This window comes from Bacillus sp. AY3-1 (genome assembly GCF_008368785.1).
Classification (GTDB): Bacteria; Bacillota; Bacilli; order Bacillales; family Bacillaceae_G; genus Bacillus_A; species Bacillus_A wiedmannii.
On sequence record NZ_QORZ01000004.1, the window covers coordinates 99148 to 117903 of the forward strand.

An 18756-nucleotide genomic window follows, 5' to 3' on the forward strand; every position below is an offset into this window, starting at 1 on the left:
ATTCAAAAATCTTTTTATACAGAGATTGAATGCTGTTGTATAAGGGATTGAAGTTATTTGAAAACGCTAACATATAAAAAGAGGAGAATAAATCTTTTGTAAGAAAAAAGATTTATATGTAGAAAAAAGAGAGGTGTTCTGGAAAGAACAGCCTCTCTTTTTTTGATAAGAATAATATTAGTACTTAAGCTTGTTTTTGTTTTGCAGATCCTGTGTTTAAAGTAAGAGCAAGGAAGAACATTGCAAGTACACAAGATACAAGTAATAAGATGAATCCGCCATCCCATCCGAATGCATCAACGATAAAGCCCATAGCTGCGCTAGCAAAAGTAGCTCCACCTAGGTAACCGAAGAACCCAGTTAAACCAGCGGCAGTTCCAGCAGCTTTTTTTGGTGCTAAGTCTAGTGCGTGTAGGCCGATTAACATAACAGGTCCATAAATTAAAAATCCAATTGCGACAAGTGCGATACTATCAACCATTGGATTACCAGGAGGATTTAGCCAGTAAACAAGAACGGCGATAAATACACCAACCATAAATAAAATACCAGCAGGTGCGCGGCGCCCTTTAAATAGTTTATCACTCATCCATCCGCAAAGAAGTGTACCTGGAATACCAGCCCATTCATATAGAGCGTAAGCTGTACGAGAGCTACTATGAGTGAAACTTTTTTCCTCTACTAAATAAGTAGGAGCCCAGTCTACAACGCCGTAACGTACGAAGTAAACGAAAACGTTCGCGATAGCGATGTACCATAAAAATTTATTGTTTAGTACGTATTTAAATAAAATTTCTTTTACTGAAAGTTCGCGTTCTCGATCTTTTACTTTTTCATCTGATGGATATTCTCCAGTATGTTCTTCGATAGAAGGTAATCCACAAGATTGAGGTGTATCTCTCATCGTAATTAATACATAAATACCAACTAAAATTGAAAGAATACCTGGGAAGTAAAAAATACTCTTCCAGTCATTTGCGAAGAAGTATAAGCCTAATGTCACAAGAGAAGGCATAAGCGCGCCACCGACATTATGAGCAACGTTCCAAATAGACATTTTTGTACCACGTTCACTAATAGAGAACCAGTGAACCATCGTACGACCACAAGGAGGCCATCCCATACCTTGTACCCATCCATTTAAAAACTGAAGGACAAACATAAGTATAATGCTCGTTGTAATGAAAGAAAATGAGCCGAAAATAATATTAATGATACCTGATAAAAATAGCCCAGCTGCTAAAAAGTAGCGAGGATTACAACGGTCGGATACGATACCCATAAGAAATTTACTTAATCCGTAAGCGATAGATACTGCTGAAAGGATAACCCCAAGTTCCCCTTTACTAAAGCCTTGTTCGATTAAGTATGGCATCGCTAGTGAAAAGTTTTTTCGAACAAAGTAGTAACCTGCGTAGCCGATGAAGATACCTAAGAATACTTGTAAACGTAATTTACGGTATTCGCTATCAACGCGATCAGCTGGTAAGCGTTCTGCGTGGGGCGCAGGCTTAAATAATTGTGTGAAAAACATAAAATGAAAATCCTCCCCTAATGAATTCGAAATGTTGTAAGTCAGAGAGAATATAAAAAGGCCATGAAATATAAAAAAGTTTCCTTTTTTATGATTCATAGCCGTATACTCCGATTCTCCGTGACTGTCAATATTAACTTCGTCGAAAATTATACAACTTTGTGACAGAAATGTAAACGTTTTTATAAATAAAAAGTGTTGACGGATTTTATTTGTGGGATTAATATTTAAATACGTTAAATATTTTATTGCTTAAATAAGAGGTGGATAACATGCCAAATGATATGACGCATATCGATAAAATTCAAGCTCTTGCCTTTTCGATTGGAAAGAAAATGCAGACGGAGTTATTAGAACAAATGCAAGCAACAGGACTTACACCACCGCAATTTTATATTTTAAAGATTTTAGATCATTACGGTGCTTCAAGAGCGACAAAATTAGCAAAAAAGATGTATGTAAAGCCTAGTGCAATTACAGTGATGATTGATCGCCTAATTGACCAAGAGCTTGTAGAACGCTATCACGACAAAGATGACCGTCGTGTTGTCATCATTGAGTTAACAAAAAAGGGGAAAGCTAGAGTAGAAGAGGCAATGAACGCTCGTAATGAGCATATTGCAAAATATTTCTCACATTTAGAATTACAAGAAAGAGAAGATTTGTTACGCCTCTTTGAGAAATTAGAAACAATTATTTGCGGGACACAAGAGAAAAAAGAGAATAACTAAGAGGAATTGAGGAGATTACATGGAGCAACAAGAAAACATAAATAGAAAGTTGCTGTTAATTGGTTTAATAATCGCGATGCTATTTGCTGCATTAGATGGAACCATTGTTGGTACAGCAATGCCGCGTATCGTCGGTGAACTAGGCGGATTAAGTTTAATGACGTGGTTAACAACAGCTTATATGTTAACATCAACGACAGTTGTACCAATTGCAGGTAAATTAGCGGATTTACTTGGCCGTCGTAACGTATATATTACAGGACTAGTTATCTTTATGGTTGGTTCGGCGTTATGTGGTATGGCAAATGGTATGACAGAATTAATTATTTTCCGTGGTATTCAAGGTCTTGGTGGCGGTATTATGATGCCGATGGCTATGATTATTATCGGAGATATGTTTACGGGAAAAGAACGTGCGAAATGGCAAGGTATTTTTGGTGCGTTATACGGTCTTGCTTCTGTAATTGGACCACAAGTGGGTGGCTGGATTGTAGACGCAGTGAACTGGAGATGGGTATTCTACATTAACTTACCAGTTGGTATTTTAGCAACAATCTTTATTGCAATGGGATTAAAGTCACATAAACAAACAGGACCGATCAAAATTGATATTGCTGGAATCTTTACGATGATTCTCGGTGTTGTAAGTTTATTACTTGCATTAACGTTTGGCGGAAAAGATTATCCATGGGATTCTTGGCAAATTATCGGTTTATTTGCATTAGCTCTAATTGGTATTATTAGCTTTGTTATCGTTGAAACGAAAGCAGAAGAACCGATTTTACCGATGCATTTCTTTAAAAATCGCACGTTTACAATACTGAATGCGATTGGTTTCTTTATGAGTATCGGAATGTTCGGTGCGATTATGTTCGTACCATTCTTCATGCAAGGAATTGTAGGAGTAAGTGCTGCTGAATCAGGAACAATCATGACACCGATGATGATTACAATGATAGTGATGAGTATTATCGGTGGTCAACTTGTATTAAAAGTTGGTGTGAAACCACAAATTATTACAGGGATGCTTATTATGGCTGGTGGTTTCTGGTTATTAACAACGATGGATATGCACACGACTAAACTTACTGCTACTTTCTATATGAGTATTATCGGTTTAGGAATGGGTCTTGTTATGCCGACATTAACATTAGCGTTACAAGAAAGTTTCCCGAAAAAAGATCTTGGAGTCGTAACATCATCAAGTCAGTTCTTCCGTCAAATCGGTGGAACATTTGGTATTACAATTTTAGGGTCAATCATGAATAACACTTCAGGTACAACATTAACAAATAAATTAGTACCTGTATTAGATACGTTCCCGAAAGAAGCGGGTCAAATGGTAACGAAATTTAAAGATATGATTCAAACAGATCCACAAGGTTTATATTCGATGCTATTTAGTCCAGAAGCATTAAAACAAATGCCAGAAGCATTCGCTAACAGCATTGTACCAATCTTGAAAAACTCTTTAGTAGACTCACTTCATACTGTATTCTTAACAGGATTAGTATTTATCGTAGTAGGCGCTATCTTTACGATTTTCTTACAGAAGATTAAACTGTCAGATCGTAAAAAAGATGTTGAAGAGCCAGCTACAGAGGAAAAAGAACAAACTGTATCATATTCGTAATGAAAAAGCATCGCCTTATGGCGGTGCTTTTTTTGAGTATAACCTTAAAAGCTTTTTCGTGAGAAATGATTGACGTATTTCTAGAAATACGTTATATTATTTTCTGTAAACGGTTACATGGAATGGAATGGAGAGGGAAGAGAATGAGTACGATTAAAGACGTTGCAAAATTAGCAGGAGTATCTGTTGCTACCGTTTCCAGAGTGTTAAATAAAAATGGATATGTTCATGAAGATACATTAAAGAAAGTAGAACGAGCGATTGAGATGCTAGATTATAAACCTAGTACAGTAGCGCGTTCATTGTATAATAAAAAATCTCGTTTAATTGGCTTAGTTGTTCCAAATATCGTGAATCCATTCTTTCCAGAAGTTGCACGTGCCGTAGAAGATGTAGCGCATAAGCAAGGATACACAGTTGTCCTTTGTAACTCTGATGAGAGTTTAGAGAAAGAAAAGCAATATATTGATGTACTTAGGCAAAATAATGTGGATGGATTTATTGTAGCAACGAATCCACAAAATAGTGTTAATTACATGAAGTTGTCTGTTCCAGTTGTTGCAATTGACCGTATGTTTAATGAGCGTATCCCTACTGTATATGCAGATAACTATGCAGGGAGTCAGGCAGCGACAAATCTATTAATAGATAAAGGCTGTAAACATATTGCGCATATTCGCGGACCGCGTGACGTAAGCACGGCTAATGAACGTTTTGAAGGTTTTATAGACGTTATTACGCAAAATAATCTTTCTTATATGATTGCAGAGAGTACATTTGATCCAGCTAATAGTGAGCGTGTAGCAGTGGAATTATTAGAAGAATACCCACATATTGATGGAATTGTTGCTGGAAATGATTTAATCGCAATAGGTATTGTAAAGGCTGCACTCCAAAAGGGGATTTCTATTCCAGATGATTTACAAATTATCGGATTCGATGGAATTTCTTTAACAGAAATGATGTATCCATCTATTACAACTGTTGCACAGCCAATTTATGAAATGGGGAAAATTGCAACAGAGCTGTTATTAGAGCAGATGGAAGGAAACGTATTAGAAGAGAAACACTATCGTTTACCGATTGAAATTATAGAGCGAAATACAACGAAGTAAGGAGATGAAACAGATGCCAAATATTGCAGTGGTAGGTAGTATTTCAATGGACTTAGTGGCTGTTTCAAAAAAACGTCCGAAAGCAGGAGAAACAGTAATTGGTGAAGCATTTCATACAATCCCAGGAGGGAAAGGAGCCAACCAGGCAGTTGCTGCAGCTAGATTAGGCGCAAATGTAGCGATGGTTGGAGCGGTTGGAAACGATAATTATGGAACTGTAGTTAGGAACAATTTAGAGAACGAACGCGTTTTTATCGACTATGTGGTACCGGTTACAGATACGGCGACAGGAATTGCTCATATCGTTTTAGCAGAAGAGGATAACAGTATTGTTGTTGTGCAAGGGGCGAATGCTCTTGTCAATGAGTCGGTTGTAGATCGTTCAAAAGATCTTCTTATAAAAGCAGATATGGTTGTTCTTCAACTAGAGATTCCACTTGAAACAGTAAAATACGTATTAGCTATTTGTGAGGAACACAAAATCCCGGTTATGTTAAATCCAGCGCCAGCACAAGTGTTATCAGAAGATATTTTAGAAAAAGCAACTTATATTACACCAAATGAACATGAGTGCCGCATCGTATTAGATGATTTCATATCGCCAATTGAAGATTTACTGGCTAAATATCCAAATAAACTATTGATGACAGAAGGTTCTAACGGTGTTCGTTTCCATAATGGTAAGGAGATTGTACATGTTCCTAGCATTGCTGTTGATGTAGTAGATACGACTGGAGCTGGTGATACATTCAATGGTGCATTAGCAGTTGCGCTTTCTGAAGGAGAAACACTTCAAAAAGCAATTCGTTTTGCGAATATTGCTGGTGGCCTTTCTGTAACGAAACTTGGAGCACAGGGCGGTATGCCAACGAGAGATAGAGTACGTGAAGTGCAGGTGATTGTCGGATGAAAAAGCACGGTGTATTAAACAGTGAGATTGCATCAGTCCTTGCTTCACTTGGACATACAGATACGATTGTAATCGCAGACTGTGGGCTACCAATTCCTGACGGAGTAAAACGAATTGATTTAGCTGTTGAGATTGGAAAACCTAGCTTTTTAGACGTATTGCAAGTGGTAGCTGATGATATGGCAATTGAAAAAGTAACGTTAGCAGAAGAAGTCATTAACAATAATGCGGAAGTAAATAAAGAAATCGAGCTGAAATTAATAGAGCCAGCGTTTGAATATGTATCGCATGAACAATTTAAAGAGCACACGAAGAAAGCGAAGGCGATTATTCGTACAGGAGAGGCTACTCCTTATGCCAATGTAATTTTGCATGCGGGCGTGATTTTTTAATAAAAGGAAGTGATGGGAATGCGTATTGAAATGAAAAATATTTCAAAGGCGTTCAATGGTAATCCTGTTTTGAAGAATGCACAGTTTATGATTGAAACAGGGGAAGTCCATGCATTGATGGGGGAAAATGGAGCGGGCAAATCAACGCTCATGAAAATTTTAACAGGTGTATACAAAAAAGATGGTGGAACAATCACGATTGATGGACAAGAACGAACTTTTAAAAATGCGAAAGAAGCAGAAGAGTACGGTATTGCATTTATACATCAAGAATTGAACATATTATCGAATTTAACAGTAGCTGAAAATATGTTTCTCGGTAAAGAGTTAATGTATGGGAAGACAGGTGTTTTGCGTACGCGTCAAATGAACGCGATTACGCAGCAGCAACTAGCGGAGTTAGGGTTACATGTAAAAGGCGCTATGTTGGCAGGAGAGTTATCGGTTGGACAACAGCAAATTATTGAAATTGCGAAAGCGTTAATGACAAACGCGAGCGTTATTATTATGGATGAACCTACAGCTGCATTAACAGATCGCGAAATTGAAACGTTGTTTACTGTCATTAATAAATTACGTAAAGAAGGTGTTTCGTTCGTTTATATCTCACACCGAATGGAAGAAATTTTTTCAATATGTGATGCCATTACAATTTTACGTGATGGGGAATACGTAGGAAAGAGACTTATTCCGGAAACATCATTTGATGAAGTAGTGAGTATGATGGTGGGGCGCAGCATTGGTGAACGTTACCCAGAGCGAAATAGTCAAATTGGCGATGTCATTTTTGAGATGCGTAACGGAACGAAAAAAGGGAAGTTTAAAAATGTTTCGTTTCAAGTGAGAAAAGGTGAGATCCTTGGTGTTGCTGGCTTGATGGGAGCTGGCCGTACAGATATTATGAAAGCGATATTTGGATACGAACCTTTAGATTCTGGCCAAATTTTTATAAATGGACAAGAAGTAAAGATTGATAGTCCGATAGATGCGATTAGACAAAGAATAGCTTTCATTACAGAGGATAGAAAATCTGAAGGGTTAGTGTTAGATTTCTCAATTCGAGAAAATTTAGCTTTACCGAATTTAGAAAGTCTTTCAAAGGGAAGTGTCCTTAGTAACGAACTAGAACAACAGTTTACAGCGGATATGATGAAACTTCTTAATGTGAAAGCAGCTAGTGGAGAGCAAGCGGTGAAATCTCTTTCTGGTGGAAATCAGCAAAAGGTTGTTATTGCAAAATGGCTAGGTATCCACCCGCAGTTACTCATTTTAGATGAGCCAACAAGAGGTGTAGATGTTGGAGCGAAAAAAGAAATTTACTCTATTATGAATAAGCTTACTGAGCAAGGCGATGCCGTTATTATGGTATCATCTGAGCTTCCAGAAGTTTTAGGAATGAGTGATCGCGTTCTTGTTATTCATGAAGGAAAGGTCGGCGGCATTTTAGAGAAAGGTGAGGCATCACAAGAGTCTATTATGGCACTAGCTACAGGGGGAGAGTAAGGATGGCTAAGAAGGGGAATGTATTACAACAGCTCGGTTCTTTAATCGGTTTAGTATTAATTATCGTCGTAATTACAGCTTTAAATCCAGCATTTATTGAGATTCCAAATTTATTTAATATACTGCGTCAAGTATCGATTAATGCGCTTATTGCATTCGGAATGACCTTTGTAATTTTAACAGGGGGTATTGACTTATCGGTAGGTTCTATTTTAGCATTATCAAGTGCACTTGTTGCTGGAATGATGGCAAGTGGCATGGACCCGTTCCTTGCGATGGCAGTTGGATTATTAGCTGGTCTTGTAATGGGAATTGTAAACGGTATCATCATAGCGAAGGGAAAAGTAGCTCCATTTATTGCAACTTTAGCAACAATGACTATTTTTCGTGGGTTGACGCTTGTTTATATGGACGGACGTCCGATCACTGGTCTTGGTGATCATTTAATGTTCCAAATGTTTGGCCGCGGTTATTTTCTCGGTATTCCGGTACCAGCTGTTACAATGATGATCGCTTTCGCAGTACTGTACTTCATTTTGAAGAAAACGACATTTGGTCGCCGTACATTTGCAATTGGTGGAAATGAAGAAGCAGCAGCACTATCAGGTATTAATGTTACGAGAATTAAAGTAATGATTTACGGTCTTTCCGGAATTTTGGCAGCGCTTGCAGGTATTGTCTTAACATCACGACTAGATTCTGCACAGCCAACTGCAGGTACTTCTTACGAATTAGATGCAATTGCAGCAGTTGTATTAGGTGGAACAAGTCTTTCTGGGGGAAGAGGATGGATTGTTGGTACATTCATCGGTGTACTTATTATCGGTGTACTAAATAACGGTTTAAATTTATTAGGTGTATCTTCTTTCTTCCAACAAGTTGTAAAAGGACTTGTAATCTTACTAGCTGTATTAATTGATCGCCGAAAAGAAGCGTAATGGAGGGATAGTTCATGAAGAAATGGTTACTTATACTCGTTGCATGTATTATGGTCATTACTGCTGGTTGTTCAATGGAACCACCAGAATGGGCAAAGGATTCTAGCGATAAAGGTCGAAATAAAACTATTAAAGTTGGATTCTCTGTTTCAACTTTAAACAATCCATTTTTTGTGACTTTGAAAAAAGGAGCAGAAAAGCAAGCGAAAGCAAGCGGCATTGAATTGATTGCTGTTGATGCACAAAATGATGCAGCAAAGCAAACGAACGATGTTGAGGATTTAATTCAAAAAGGTGTCGATGTAGTTGTTATTAATCCGACCGATTCAGATGCTGTTGCTTCAGCAGTAAGTGCTGCAAATGCTGCAAATGTTCCTGTTATTACAGTAGACCGCGTTGCAAATTCGGGTAAGGTTGTTTCTCACATTGCATCTAATAATATCGAAGGTGGTCAAATGGCTAGTGATTACATTCGTGAATTAGTTGGCGGGGGAGCAAACGTTGCTGAGTTAGAAGGAATCCCTGGATCTTCTGCTGCTCGTGAGCGTGGGAAAGGATTCCATAACGTAGCTGATAAGTCTTTAAAAGTAGTTGCAAAACAAGCGGCTGATTTTGATAGAGCTAAAGGGTTATCTGTTATGGAAAACATTTTACAAGCGAATGGTGATATTAAAGCTGTGTTTGCGCATAACGATGAAATGGCATTAGGGGCACTTGAAGCATTGAAGTCTTCTGGAAAAACAGATGTAGTCGTTGTTGGTTTTGATGCAACAGAAGATGCTGTAAAGGCGGTTAAAGATGGGCGTATGGCTGCAACAGTTGCTCAAAAACCGGAATTAATCGGAGAGAAGGCGATGCAAACAGCAAAAGAGATAACACAAGGTAAAAAAGTGGACAAATCTATTCCGATTGAATTAGAGCTTATTAAGAAAAACAAATAAATATAAAATGAAAATCAGGAAGGAAGAATAACAAATGAAATTTTTTATTGATACAGCAAACATTAACGAAATTAAAGAGGCAAATGCATTAGGAGTATTAGCTGGAGTAACGACAAATCCATCACTTGTAGCAAAAGAAGGCGTAGATTTCCATGAGCGTATTCGTGAAATTTGTAATGTTGTAGAAGGACCTGTAAGCGCAGAAGTAATTAGCTTAGAAGCTGATAAAATGATTGAAGAAGGAAAAGAGTTAGCGAAAATTGCTCCAAACGTTGTTGTAAAAGTTCCAATGACAACAGAAGGTTTAAAAGCAGTAAAAGCATTCTCTGACTTAGGAATTCGTACAAACGTTACATTAGTATTCTCAGCAGTTCAAGCATTACTTGCAGCTCGTGCTGGTGCAACATACGTTTCACCATTCTTAGGTCGCTTAGACGATATCGGCCATAACGGTATGGACCTAATCCGCCAAATCGCAGAAATCTTTGCAATTCACGGCATTGAAACAGAAATCATTGCAGCATCTGTACGTCACAGTGTTCACGTAACAGAAGCAGCATTAAACGGTTCACATATTGCAACAATCCCAGCAAACGTAATTGCTTCATTAGTGAAGCACCCATTAACAGATCAAGGAATTGAGAAGTTCTTAGCTGATTGGGAAAAAACACAAGAGAAATAATAGAAAATCAAGAATCCTAGTTTAATTGACTAGGGTTCTTTTTTTATTTAAAAGAATTTTCATGCAATTTTGCATATTGTCTTTTAAATTTGTTATATAAACTATTTAATATATACAAATCACTCTTTATTTTTCATATTTTGATATAAGAAGATAGAGGGTCTGACCAGAAAACTGGAGGGCATGATTCTATAACAGAAAGTTTAACGTTTATAGAATTATGCCTTTTTGTCCCGCATTAACGGTCAGTAAGATTCCCACCTCAAAATTCAGCTAGAGCAAAGAAGTTAGGTGGGAAATCAACTGCCCGTAAATGCCCGATTGGTGTGGGCTAATAATCAGTGGAGATGGACAAACTCCCCACTGATTAACGTTTCACTGTATATAGGGAGGGTAGAAAGGAGAGCTTTTGATTTAAATGCACTTATTTATCTGAATTTTAAGTTTTATAAAAGGAGAGAAATAGAATGAGAAGAAAAGCGCCATTTAAAGTGTTATCATCATTAGCAATTGCGGCAATTATCGGATGCACATCTGTAATGAGTGCTCCGCTAGCATACGCAGAAACGCCAGCAAAAGAGAAAGACAATGTATCTACAACACCAATTGATTACAATTTAATTCAAGAAGATCGTTTAGCGGAAGCGCTGAAGGAAAGAGGAACAATAAATCCAGCATCTTCTAAAGAAGAAACGAAAAAAGCTGTAGAAAAGTATATTGAAAAGAAACAAGGCGATCAGGCAAATAAAGAAATTCTTCCAGCGGATACTGCTAAAGAGGCATCTGATTTCGTGAAAAAAGTAAAAGAGAAGAAAATGGAGGAAAAGGAGAAAGTAAAGAAACCTGAAAAAAATGTGAGTCCTGAGCAAAAACCAGAACCAAATAAAAAGCAATTGAATGGACAAGTCCCAACTTCTAAAGCAAAGCAAGCGCCTTATAAGGGATCTATTCGAACTGATAAAGTATTAGTATTACTCGTTGAATTTAGTGATTATAAACATAATAATATTGATCAAACACCAGGGTATATGTATTCGAATGACTTTAGTAGAGAGCATTATCAAAAAATGTTATTTGGTAATGAACCGTACACGTTATTTGATGGTTCGAAAGTAAAAACATTTAAACAATATTATGAAGAGCAATCTGGTGGTAGTTATACGACAGATGGATATGTAACGGAATGGCTAACTGTTCCAGGAAAAGCGTCTGACTACGGTGCTGATGGTAGTAGTGGTCACGATAATAAAGGACCAAAAGGGGCACGTGATTTAGTGAAAGAAGCTTTACATGCAGCCGCTGAGAAAGGGTTAGATTTATCTCAATTTGATCAATTTGATAGATATGATACAAATGGTGATGGAAATCAAAATGAACCTGATGGTGTAATTGATCATTTAATGGTAATCCATGCTGGTGTCGGTCAAGAAGCTGGTGGCGGTAAATTAGGCGATGATGCAATTTGGTCACATCGTTCAAAATTAGCAATAGATCCAGTAGCGGTTGAAGGTACAAAATCAAAGGTAGATTACTTTGGTGGAAAAGTAGCGGCGCATGATTATACAATTGAACCAGAAGATGGAGCAGTAGGTGTATTTGCGCATGAATTTGGACATGATCTTGGCTTACCAGATGAATATGATACGAAATATACTGGAACTGGTTCACCTGTCGAAGCGTGGTCATTAATGAGTGGAGGTAGTTGGACAGGGAAAATTGCAGGAACAGAGCCAACTAGTTTCTCACCACAAAATAAAGACTTCTTACAAAAGAATATGGGTGGCAACTGGGCAAAAATTTTAGAAGTAGATTACGATAAAATTAAGCGTGGAGTAGGAGTTCCTACATATATTGATCAAAGTGTTACGAAATCCAATCGTCCAGGCGTTGTACGTGTTAACTTACCAGGTAAAAGTGTTGAAACGATTAAACCGGAGTTTGGAAAGCATGCATATTATAGTACAAGAGGAGATGATATACATACAACACTAGAGACACCATTCTTTGATTTAACCAAAGGAACAAATGCAAAATTCGATTATAAAGCAAATTATGAGTTAGAAGCAGAGTGCGATTTTGTCGAAGTGCATGCAGTAACAGAAGATGGAACGAAAACATTAATTGATAGACTTGGAGAAAAAGTAGTCCAAGAAGATAAAGATACAACAGATGGAAAATGGATGGATAAATCATATGATTTAAGTCAATTTAAAGGGAAAAAAGTGAAACTGCAATTCGATTATATTACAGATCCAGCTGTAACATATAAAGGTTTCGCGATGGATAATGTAAATGTAACTGTTGATGGACAAGTTGTATTTTCTGATGATACAGAAGGACAGGCTAAAATGAATTTAAATGGTTTTGTTGTTTCTGATGGGACAGAAAAGAAAGCTCATTATTACTACTTAGAGTGGAGAAACTATGCGGGATCAGATAATGGATTAAAAGCAGGAAAAGGTCCAGTGTATAATACAGGTCTTGTCGTTTGGTATGCAGATGATAGCTTCAAAGATAACTGGGTTGGGGTGCATCCAGGTGAAGGATTCCTTGGTGTTGTGGATTCGCATCCAGAGGCATTTGTTGGCAATTTAAACGGAAGACCAACTTACGGTAATACAGGTATGCAAATTGCAGATGCTGCATTTTCATTTGATCAAACACCAGCATGGAGTGCAAATTCATTAACACGTGGACAGTTTAACTATTCTGGATTACAAGGTGTTACAACATTTGATGATTCAAAAGTATATAGTAACAAACAAATTGCAGATGCAGGAAGAAAAGTTCCAAACCTTGGGCTTAAATTTCAAGTTGTTGGACAAGCGGATGATAAGTCTGCAGGTGCTGTTTGGATTAAGCGTTAATAAAATGGAACTTTAATCAGTCGGAGGTGTTCATCCCCAATGATTATTAGCACACACTTCCTCGTATTCGTCGAATTTCGAGGCGGGATTCTTACTGTCCGCCAATAGCGAGATAAAATAAAAGCACATTCTTCATTCGAAGGATGTGCTTTTTCTTTGTACATTAAGGTATTAATTTATCTATGTGTAGTGTATCAAATTATGTGGGGAAAAGAAGTATTTCCGAGGAAATTGTCGAAAGGATTTCTTTGTTTTTTATGAGAATTGACTCGAAGAACTTTCAGTATATCGGATGGGAATTAATTATTTTAATATGGTAAATGTTCTAATTGGAAAAAAAGTAAATACATATTTTTCAAGGTTTTACTAATTTAAGGTGTCAAAATTTAATTATTTAAAAAAAATAAAATTATATATTGCTTTTAGTTTTTGTTTTAAGTAAAATTCATAGGGAATTAATAAGATAATAGTTTAGTAGTTTAATGTAATATTCTTTCGGAAAAAGAAAAGTAGCACGTAGTAAATTTTTAATTTGTAAGTAAAGGGAGAGTAAAGTAATTGAAAGCATGGAAAAATGTATCGTTTGTTATGAAAAGTAGTATCTTTTTATTATGTTTAACTTGTATGTTTTTTATTGTGCCAAGTACAAATGCGAGTGCAGAAACAGTTAAAATTTATCTAGATCCAGGGCATGGGGGAACAGATACAGGTGCTATTGGAAATGGTTTGAAAGAGAAGGATTTAACATTAGATATTGCTTTGCGAATTCGTAATATTTTAAATTCTGAGTATACAGGTCATGAGATTAGAATGAGCCGTACAAGTGATGTGTATCCTACATTAGCACAAAGAACGAATGATGCTAATCAGTGGGGAGCAAACTTCTTCTTATCTGTGCATATCAATAGTGGTGGAGGAACAGGCTATGAGGATTACAGTTATCCGAATGTAGGTGCTCCTACTACAACGTATCACCAATTGATTCATCAAGAAATTATGAAAACAACTGATTTTGTTGATCGAGGAATGAAAACAAGTAATTTTCATGTGTTAAGAGAGACAAATATGCCTGCAATATTGACTGAAAATGGATTTATTGATCGAGCTGAGGATGCTGCAAAGCTTGCCAATGCGGATTTCAGAGAGCAGCTTGCAAGAGGACATGTAAATGGATTAGTAAAATCATTTAATTTACAAAAGAAAACATTCTTACTTCGTGTAAAGGCACCTGAATTATACTATTATAACCAACCTGATTGGAATGCAAAAGCAGGGACTGTGAAACAGGGAGATGTGTTTACTGTTGTAGAAACATTAACTGTGAATGGTTCGAAAATGTATAAATTAAAATCTGGAAATTATATAACTGCGAATCCAGCATATGTTGAAATTATAAATTAAAAGGCTATACATAGAAAGACAATGATGGAATTAACCCATCATTGTCTTTTTTACTTTGCTTTTTTCTTTACTTTTTATTTTGCTTCTTACATAAATCATTCCAGCGAATGTTAATAAGAATGCAGTTCCGATAACGAAGCTGACGCTAGGGGATGCCCCGATTGCACCAACTGTAAAGGATCCAGCAACAACTCCTAATGAGAAGAAAGCATAAAACAATCCGAATGCTTTTCCTCGCTTATCATCTGTCGTATTTTCAACAAGTAATGCATTTATCGATGGGAAAAGGATAGCGAATCCAATGCCATAAATCATCATAACGATAAAGAGCATACCTTTTGTTGCGAATAATCCAAGTAAAGATAACGCGAATGCCATTACTGCAATACCAATTAGCATGAGTTTTGAACGATTAAATCGATCATAAATACGGTTTGTTGGCAGCAAGAAGAAGAGGATGGCGGTAATGCCGAATACACTTAACATCATGCCTGTTGTAGATGCTTTAAGTGCTAATGCCTCAACTTTCACTGGTAGCATATAAGTGACAATTCCTTGTGAAAACATTAGCGTGAAAGCACCAATATATGCTTGCAATAACGGTTCTGATTTCAATAGTTCAATCATATCCTCTTTGTTCATCATTTGTGTTCTTGAAGTATCTTTTCTTGATACGTTATTTGGTAAGAAGAATAGAGATACGATTGTACCAAGGACCATTAAAATAGAAATGGTAATGAACACCCATTCTATACCAGCAGTTGCTTTCATAATTCCACTGAAAGCCGGTCCTACAATTGCCGCTGTTCCAACAGCAGCACCAGATAGAGCCATTGCCTTACCTTGTCTTGCTGAATTTGTTTGTTTTGATAAAAACGTAAAGGCAGCAGGAATTAAAAATCCGTCACTAAAGCCGTGCATAAAGCGCACAACTAATAGTTGTTCACCACTTTGAACAACGGTGTATAACAAGACTATGAAACTCGTAAGTCCCATGCTTATATAAAGTATTTTTTTTGCACCAAATTTATCGACAGCAGCGCCAGCAATAATATTACCGATCATATTAGCGAATGAGTACATACCGACAACTAGCCCAATAATAAGGGGAGATCCTCCAAGACTTTGAGCGAACGTACTCATAATAGGTAATTGTGAAAATGTATCTAGAAACGCTACGATAACAATAAAGTAAATAAAATATTTCAAGCGATATTCACCTCTCCTATGCTATTATGGCATAATGCTAATTTCAACCGCAATGAAATTAGCATTCACAGATGTGGAAAAAAGTACAAAGTGACAAAATATTGAACGTTATTTGTTAAAATTTAGTGGAAATGAGATTGTTTTTTTGAAATATATGGATAGAAGTATTATAATAGATTTGTAAACTTCACCAGGTTAAGTATATACGTAGAGAGGGATGTATAAAATGAAAGCATTACTTTGGCATAATCAACGCGATGTACGAGTAGAAGAAGTACCAGAACCAACTGTAAGACCAGGAGCAGTTAAGATTAAAGTGAAATGGTGTGGTATCTGCGGAACAGACTTGCATGAATATTTAGCAGGACCTATTTTTATTCCAACAGAAGAGCACCCATTAACACACGTAAAAGCACCGGTTATTTTAGGTCATGAGTTTAGTGGTGAGGTAGTTGAAATCGGTGAAGGCGTTACTTCTCATAAAGTGGGAGATCGCGTCGTTGTAGAACCAATTTATTCTTGTGGTAAATGTGAAGCTTGTAAACATGGACATTACAATGTTTGTGAACAACTTGTTTTCCACGGTCTTGGCGGAGACGGCGGCGGTTTCTCTGAATATACAGTAGTACCAGAAGATATGGTCCACCATATTCCTGATGAAATGACGTATGAACAAGGTGCACTTGTAGAACCAGCAGCGGTAGCAGTTCATGCAGTACGTCAAAGTAAATTAAAAGAAGGGGAAGCTGTAGCAGTATTTGGTTGTGGTCCAATTGGACTTCTTGTCATTCAAGCAGCTAAAGCAGCGGGAGCAACTCCTGTGATTGCAGTAGAACTTTCTAAAGAACGTCAAGAGTTAGCAAAATTAGCAGGTGCGGATTATGTATTAAATCCAGCTACTCAAGATGTACTAGCAGAAATTCGTAACTTAACAAATGGTTTAGGTGTAAATGTGAGCTTTGAAGTAACAGGTGTCGAAGTAGTACTTCGTCAAGCGATTGAAAGTACAAGCTTTGAAGGACAAACTGTAATTGTTAGTGTGTGGGAAAAAGATGCGACAATTACGCCAAACAACCTTGTACTAAAAGAAAAAGAAGTTATCGGTATTCTTGGATACCGTCATATCTTCCCAGCTGTTATTAAATTAATTAGCTCTGGCCAAATTCAAGCAGAGAAATTAATTACGAAAAAAATCACAGTGGATCAAGTTGTTGAAGAAGGATTTGAAGCACTTGTAAAAGATAAAACGCAAGTGAAAATTCTTGTTTCACCTAAATAATAGAGAATAGTAAAAAGTAGCTCTTTTCTAGAAATAGAAGAGGGCTACTTTTTTTCTATACAGAAAGGTGATAGACTTTCCTTTAACTACAGGTATTTTGTTTGGAAGGGGAAGTCTAATGCTTTCATTTATGTTGACATTGAAACGAATGCTAAAAGCTTGTTTACGAGCGTGGAAAGATAAAGAATTTCAAGTATTATTCGTATTAACATTTTTAACATTAACATCTGGTACGATTTTTTATAGTACAGTTGAAGGATTACGTCCTCTTGACGCTTTATATTTTAGTGTGGTCACGTTGACGACTGTCGGTGATGGGAATTTTAGTCCGCAAACTGATTTCGGAAAGGTATTTACAATCTTATATATCTTTATTGGGATTGGATTAGTGTTTGGATTTATTCATAAGTTGGCAGTTAATGTACAACTGCCAAGTATATTATCGAATAGAAAAAAAGAGTAAAGCATGTGGATGCTTTACTCTTTTTTTACATTAGTTTAGACAATCATTCGTAGTAGCTTAACAATACTTTATTACAATATAAGTGCATTCATTCATTATATTCACTATGTATAAAGTTATAATGATATGAACATTTGCATATTTTAATTTATTGATAGAAATTTCATGAAAGGTGGGATATTCTAGTCATAGGTTAACCGGACGATATCATAGGATCCTAACAAAAAGTTTACAATAATTCAATTATAAAATGGAGGATTTCAGATGAAAAAGAAAGTACTTGCTTTAGCAGCAGCTATTACATTAGTAGCGCCGTTACAAAGTGTTGCATTTGCTCATGAAAACGATGGGGGAAGTAAAATAAAAATAGTTCATCGCTGGTCTGCTGAAGATAAACATAAAGAAGGCGTAAACTCTCATTTATGGATTGTAAACCGCGCCATTGATATTATGTCTCGCAATACAACACTTGTAAAACAAGATCGAGTTGCACAATTAAATGAATGGCGTACGGAATTAGAAAATGGTATTTATGCTGCTGACTATGAAAATCCTTATTATGATAATAGCACATTTGCTTCACATTTCTATGATCCAGACAATGGAAAAACATATATTCCATTTGCAAAGCAGGCAAAAGAAACTGGCGCTAAATATTTTAAATTAGCTGGTGAATCATATAAAAATAAAGATATGAAACAAGCATTCTTCTATTTAGGATTATCTCTTCATTATTTAGGAGATGTAAACCAACCGATGCATGCGGCAAACTTTACAAATCTTTCGTACCCACAAGGATTCCATTCTAAATATGAAAACTTTGTAGATACGATAAAAGATAATTATAAAGTAACGGATGGAAATGGATATTGGAACTGGAAAGGTACAAATCCAGAAGAGTGGATTCACGGAGCGGCAGTAGCAGCGAAACAAGATTACGCTGGCATTGTAAATGATAATACGAAAGATTGGTTCGTAAAAGCAGCTGTATCACAAGAATATGCAGATAAATGGCGCGCTGAAGTTACACCAATGACAGGTAAGCGATTAATGGATGCACAACGTGTTACTGCCGGATACATTCAGCTTTGGTTTGATACGTACGGAGATCGTTAAGTATTAAAAAAAGGTCAAATCTCACAATAGAGTATTTGGCCT

General features: G+C 36.7%; 16 protein-coding genes. 14 read left to right on the forward strand and 2 right to left on the reverse strand.

Annotation, left to right across the window (positions count from 1 at the left end):
* Positions 1-184: 184 nt before the first annotated feature.
* Positions 185-1534, reverse strand: coding sequence for a glycerol-3-phosphate transporter (gene glpT, locus DN389_RS02315; protein WP_000466391.1), 1350 nt, complete (start codon positions 1532-1534; stop codon positions 185-187).
* Positions 1535-1806: 272 nt separating this feature from the next.
* On the opposite strand from glpT, the gene DN389_RS02320 reads away from it, so the two are divergent.
* From DN389_RS02320 to DN389_RS02375, 11 genes are all read left to right on the forward strand, one after another.
* The gene (locus tag DN389_RS02320) at positions 1807-2265 is read left to right on the forward strand and encodes a MarR family winged helix-turn-helix transcriptional regulator (protein WP_098095864.1); all 459 of its coding nucleotides are present in this window, start codon (positions 1807-1809) and stop codon (positions 2263-2265) included.
* 19 nt (positions 2266-2284) lie between these two features.
* Positions 2285-3898 (forward strand): MDR family MFS transporter, encoded by a 1614-nt coding sequence (locus DN389_RS02325; RefSeq protein ID WP_098190745.1) that lies wholly within the window; start codon positions 2285-2287, stop codon positions 3896-3898.
* A 143-nt stretch (positions 3899-4041) separates the two neighbouring features.
* On the forward strand, positions 4042-5013 hold the full coding sequence (gene rbsR / locus DN389_RS02330; RefSeq protein ID WP_098190744.1) for a ribose operon transcriptional repressor RbsR: 972 nt from the start codon (positions 4042-4044) through the stop codon (positions 5011-5013).
* Between the two features lie 13 nt (positions 5014-5026).
* On the forward strand, positions 5027-5923 hold the full coding sequence (gene rbsK, locus DN389_RS02335) for a ribokinase (RefSeq protein ID WP_048541756.1): 897 nt from the start codon (positions 5027-5029) through the stop codon (positions 5921-5923).
* Complete coding sequence (rbsD, locus tag DN389_RS02340) at positions 5920-6315, forward strand: D-ribose pyranase (RefSeq protein WP_000716160.1); 396 nt, start codon at positions 5920-5922, stop codon at positions 6313-6315. Before rbsK ends, rbsD begins: the two co-directional genes overlap by 4 nt.
* 18 nt (positions 6316-6333) lie before the next feature.
* On the forward strand, positions 6334-7818 hold the full coding sequence (rbsA, locus tag DN389_RS02345) for a ribose ABC transporter ATP-binding protein RbsA (protein ID WP_098190743.1): 1485 nt from the start codon (positions 6334-6336) through the stop codon (positions 7816-7818).
* A 2-nt stretch (positions 7819-7820) separates the two neighbouring features.
* Positions 7821-8756 carry an ABC transporter permease subunit gene (locus DN389_RS02350; protein ID WP_001074641.1) on the forward strand — a complete coding sequence of 312 codons (936 nt, stop codon included), beginning with the start codon at positions 7821-7823 and terminating at the stop codon, positions 8754-8756.
* 14 nt (positions 8757-8770) lie between these two features.
* Positions 8771-9697, forward strand: a complete 927-nt coding sequence (gene rbsB / locus DN389_RS02355; protein WP_048541760.1) for a ribose ABC transporter substrate-binding protein RbsB — start codon at positions 8771-8773, stop codon at positions 9695-9697.
* Positions 9698-9731: 34 nt separating this feature from the next.
* Positions 9732-10379: a fructose-6-phosphate aldolase gene (fsa, locus tag DN389_RS02360; RefSeq protein WP_000667662.1), complete on the forward strand. Its 648-nt coding sequence runs from the start codon at positions 9732-9734 to the stop codon at positions 10377-10379.
* A gap of 467 nt (positions 10380-10846) precedes the next feature.
* Positions 10847-13246, forward strand: a complete 2400-nt coding sequence (gene inhA2, locus DN389_RS02370; RefSeq protein WP_149236777.1) for a M6 family metalloprotease immune inhibitor InhA2 — start codon at positions 10847-10849, stop codon at positions 13244-13246.
* Positions 13247-13870: 624 nt separating this feature from the next.
* Positions 13871-14647: an N-acetylmuramoyl-L-alanine amidase gene (locus DN389_RS02375; RefSeq protein ID WP_048567124.1), complete on the forward strand. Its 777-nt coding sequence runs from the start codon at positions 13871-13873 to the stop codon at positions 14645-14647.
* Positions 14648-14677: 30 nt separating this feature from the next.
* On the opposite strand, the gene DN389_RS02380 is transcribed toward DN389_RS02375, so the two are convergent.
* On the reverse strand, positions 14678-15856 hold the full coding sequence (locus tag DN389_RS02380) for an MFS transporter (protein WP_046957312.1): 1179 nt from the start codon (positions 15854-15856) through the stop codon (positions 14678-14680).
* Between the two features lie 226 nt (positions 15857-16082).
* Here DN389_RS02380 and bdhA point away from each other — a divergent pair, with 226 nt between their 5' ends.
* The 3 genes from bdhA (at position 16083) to cerA (ending at position 18714) form a co-directional block, all read left to right on the forward strand.
* Positions 16083-17135 carry a (R,R)-butanediol dehydrogenase gene (bdhA, locus tag DN389_RS02385; protein ID WP_000645832.1) on the forward strand — a complete coding sequence of 351 codons (1053 nt, stop codon included), beginning with the start codon at positions 16083-16085 and terminating at the stop codon, positions 17133-17135.
* A gap of 118 nt (positions 17136-17253) precedes the next feature.
* Complete coding sequence (locus DN389_RS02390; protein WP_000948239.1) at positions 17254-17598, forward strand: potassium channel family protein; 345 nt, start codon at positions 17254-17256, stop codon at positions 17596-17598.
* Positions 17599-17862: 264 nt separating this feature from the next.
* The gene (cerA, locus tag DN389_RS02395) at positions 17863-18714 is read left to right on the forward strand and encodes a phospholipase CerA (protein WP_000731008.1); all 852 of its coding nucleotides are present in this window, start codon (positions 17863-17865) and stop codon (positions 18712-18714) included.
* The last annotated feature ends 42 nt before the right edge of the window (positions 18715-18756 follow it).

What these genes read in the sequence shown, in the direction of transcription:
- glpT (WP_000466391.1), bottom strand. Translation starts at nt 1,534, where the DNA reads ATGTTTTTCACACAATTATTTAAGCCTGCGCCCCACGCAGAACGCTTA.
- DN389_RS02320 (WP_098095864.1), top strand. Translation starts at nt 1,807, where the DNA reads ATGCCAAATGATATGACGCATATCGATAAAATTCAAGCTCTTGCCTTT.
- DN389_RS02325 (WP_098190745.1), top strand. Translation starts at nt 2,285, where the DNA reads ATGGAGCAACAAGAAAACATAAATAGAAAGTTGCTGTTAATTGGTTTA.
- rbsR (WP_098190744.1), top strand. Translation starts at nt 4,042, where the DNA reads ATGAGTACGATTAAAGACGTTGCAAAATTAGCAGGAGTATCTGTTGCT.
- rbsK (WP_048541756.1), top strand. Translation starts at nt 5,027, where the DNA reads ATGCCAAATATTGCAGTGGTAGGTAGTATTTCAATGGACTTAGTGGCT.
- rbsD (WP_000716160.1), top strand. Translation starts at nt 5,920, where the DNA reads ATGAAAAAGCACGGTGTATTAAACAGTGAGATTGCATCAGTCCTTGCT.
- rbsA (WP_098190743.1), top strand. Translation starts at nt 6,334, where the DNA reads ATGCGTATTGAAATGAAAAATATTTCAAAGGCGTTCAATGGTAATCCT.
- DN389_RS02350 (WP_001074641.1), top strand. Translation starts at nt 7,821, where the DNA reads ATGGCTAAGAAGGGGAATGTATTACAACAGCTCGGTTCTTTAATCGGT.
- rbsB (WP_048541760.1), top strand. Translation starts at nt 8,771, where the DNA reads ATGAAGAAATGGTTACTTATACTCGTTGCATGTATTATGGTCATTACT.
- fsa (WP_000667662.1), top strand. Translation starts at nt 9,732, where the DNA reads ATGAAATTTTTTATTGATACAGCAAACATTAACGAAATTAAAGAGGCA.
- inhA2 (WP_149236777.1), top strand. Translation starts at nt 10,847, where the DNA reads ATGAGAAGAAAAGCGCCATTTAAAGTGTTATCATCATTAGCAATTGCG.
- DN389_RS02375 (WP_048567124.1), top strand. Translation starts at nt 13,871, where the DNA reads ATGTTTTTTATTGTGCCAAGTACAAATGCGAGTGCAGAAACAGTTAAA.
- bdhA (WP_000645832.1), top strand. Translation starts at nt 16,083, where the DNA reads ATGAAAGCATTACTTTGGCATAATCAACGCGATGTACGAGTAGAAGAA.
- DN389_RS02390 (WP_000948239.1), top strand. Translation starts at nt 17,254, where the DNA reads ATGCTTTCATTTATGTTGACATTGAAACGAATGCTAAAAGCTTGTTTA.
- cerA (WP_000731008.1), top strand. Translation starts at nt 17,863, where the DNA reads ATGAAAAAGAAAGTACTTGCTTTAGCAGCAGCTATTACATTAGTAGCG.